Source organism: Pseudomonas fluorescens, from assembly GCF_902497625.1.
GTDB lineage: Bacteria > Pseudomonadota > Gammaproteobacteria > Pseudomonadales > Pseudomonadaceae > Aquipseudomonas > Aquipseudomonas fluorescens_BQ.
In genome coordinates, this window is record NZ_CABVGX010000085.1 from 1,982 (window position 1) to 4,177 (window position 2,196).

Consider the following 2,196-nt stretch of genomic DNA (forward strand, 5'->3'; position numbering starts at 1 on the left):
CGTAGCAGCCTGCGTCCGGCTGCGCAGCCGTCGTAATGGTGAATGCGTTCCGGCTCTTTCACCGAGTAGGCTGATTTTACGACTGCTGTAGCAGCCGGACGCAGGCTTCGCCAGCTGCTACAAGGGGGCGGTGGATTTTCGGTTCACTGATGAAAATCATGGCCAATCAATCCCACCCGTACTTCAGCCGCTGCACTCAACTCCCCGGGCGCTGACATCAGTCTCGTAGCAGCTGGCGCAGCCTGGGTCCGCAACGCCACAATCTCGTAGCAGCCTGCGTCCGGCTGCGCAGCCGTCGTAATGGTGAATGCGTTACGGCTCTTTCACCGAGTAGGCTGATTTTACGACTGCTGCGCAGCCGGACGCAGGCTTCGCCAGCTGCTACAAGGGGGCGGTGGATTTTCGGTTCACAGATGAAAATCATGGCCAATCAATCCCACCAGTACTTCAGCCGCCGCGCTCAACTCCCCGGGCGCTGACATCAGACGCAGTTCGTGCACAGGCAGTTCGGGAAACCCGTCTGCCGGCGCCAGCACGCGCATGCTTTCACTGACCCGGGCGCGGTCGACGATGCCGATCGCCAAGCCGGCCTCAATGGCCGCGTCCAGCGCGCTGACGCCCGCACTGATGATCACCGTGCGCCAGCGTCGACCCAGCCGCGACAGGTTATCGATAGCCACGGCGCGATACGGGCAGCCTTTACTGTGCAACGCTAACGGCACCGGCTTGCCCGGGTCCAGCGCGTAGTCGTGCGCCGCGACCCAGACGGGCTCGGTTACCCCAAAGGACTTCACGCAACGCCCCACCGGTGCCGGCACGTCAATGGGCTCGACCAGCAACGCCATATCCAGCTGCCCACGCTCCAGGCGTGCGCTCAAGCGACCACTGTTACCGGTTTCCACTTCCAGCTCGATGCCTGGAAAATCTGCGCTGAGATGGGGCAGCGTGCTGCCGAGCACGGCGGCGGCATATTCCTCGGAAATCCCCAGTCGGATCCGCCCACTGGCGACCGGCGCGGTGAAGCCGGCCAGCAGGCGGTCATGCAGCTGCAACAGTTCGGCGGTTTGCAGCGCGAAGCGTCGACCCAGTGGCGTCAGTGTCACGGTCTGGTTATCACGCTCCAGCAGCCGTCCACCGGCCAACGCTTCCAGGCGCCGGACGTGCAGGCTCACCGCCGAGGGGCTCTTGTTCAGAAAATGCGACGCCGCGAGAAACTGACCAAAGCGCACGATGGCATGAAACGTTCGCAGCAGATCTATTTCGAGCGTCTCCGACATGGTTCTGTATTCCTGCATCATTAGTGCTGATCGTATCGTTTGATTGCACCAGAGGTTCCTTCATACCATCGAGTCAAGCCCACTGTCAGGTGCCATGCGATGAACGTTGCCATCCCTCGAGTTTCACTGCTGGGAAGTGCCCTGCTGCTGGCCATGGTCGTCAGCTGGAGTTCCGGTTTCATCGGTTACCGCTATGCGGCCGATCAGGGCGGCGTTTACCTTGCGACACTGTGGCGTTTCATTCTCGCCGCGGCCGTGCTGCTGCCCTTTGCCTGGAAGGGATTGCGCGCACTGCGACGCCGTGATGTCATCCATCAAAGTTTGCTGGGGCTGTTCGCCATTGGCGGTTACATCGGCCCCATCGCCGGCGCCATTCAATTGGGTGTCGCCCCCGGTACCGCGGCGGTTATCGCCAATCTGTTGCCATTGACGATTGTGGTACTGGCCGGTTGCGTGCCCGGACAACGCACACAAGGCTGGCAATGGCTGGGCCTGGCTCTGTGTTTGCTGGGCATGCTGGTGGCGAGCAGCGCCAGCGTCGAGTGGGCGGCCGCTAATCTGTGGGTGTATGTTTTGCCCCTGCTGGCCGTGTTCTCACTGGCGGCGGCGACGCTGTATCAAAAAGCCTCCCCCGGTGTCCCGATGCCAGCACCGACCGCGTTGTTCATTCAGGTTTGTGCGGTAACTCCGTTGTTCGCCGTGCTCGCGCACTTTGAAGGCGGGCTGCTGCCACCGGCCAGCGCGGGTTTCGCTGCGGGCGTCGCGTGGCTGGTGTTTTTCGCCACGGTCGGCGGTTATGGTTTCTACTGGTTGTGCCTGCAACGCTTCAGCGTCCAGCGGATCAGTAGCGCACTGTTTATGGCACCGCCGATCACGCTGCTGTGGGCGTGGCTGCAATTCGGCGACCCGTTGCCGGTCA

2 protein-coding genes are annotated in these 2,196 nt (G+C 62.2%); one reads left to right on the plus strand and one right to left on the minus strand.

The genetic code is table 11. From position 1 onward, the window contains the following. Positions 1-407: 407 nt before the first annotated feature. Entirely contained in the window at positions 408-1,277 is an 870-nt protein-coding gene (locus F8N12_RS27035; RefSeq protein ID WP_150583100.1) for a LysR substrate-binding domain-containing protein, read from the minus strand. A gap of 99 nt (positions 1,278-1,376) precedes the next feature. On the opposite strand from F8N12_RS27035, the gene F8N12_RS27040 reads away from it, so the two are divergent. Next, on the plus strand, positions 1,377-2,196 hold an 820-nt coding region (locus F8N12_RS27040; RefSeq protein ID WP_150583101.1), incomplete at its 3' end, for a DMT family transporter.

What these genes read in the sequence shown, in the direction of transcription:
- F8N12_RS27035 (WP_150583100.1), bottom strand. Translation starts at nt 1,277, where the DNA reads ATGTCGGAGACGCTCGAAATAGATCTGCTGCGAACGTTTCATGCCATC.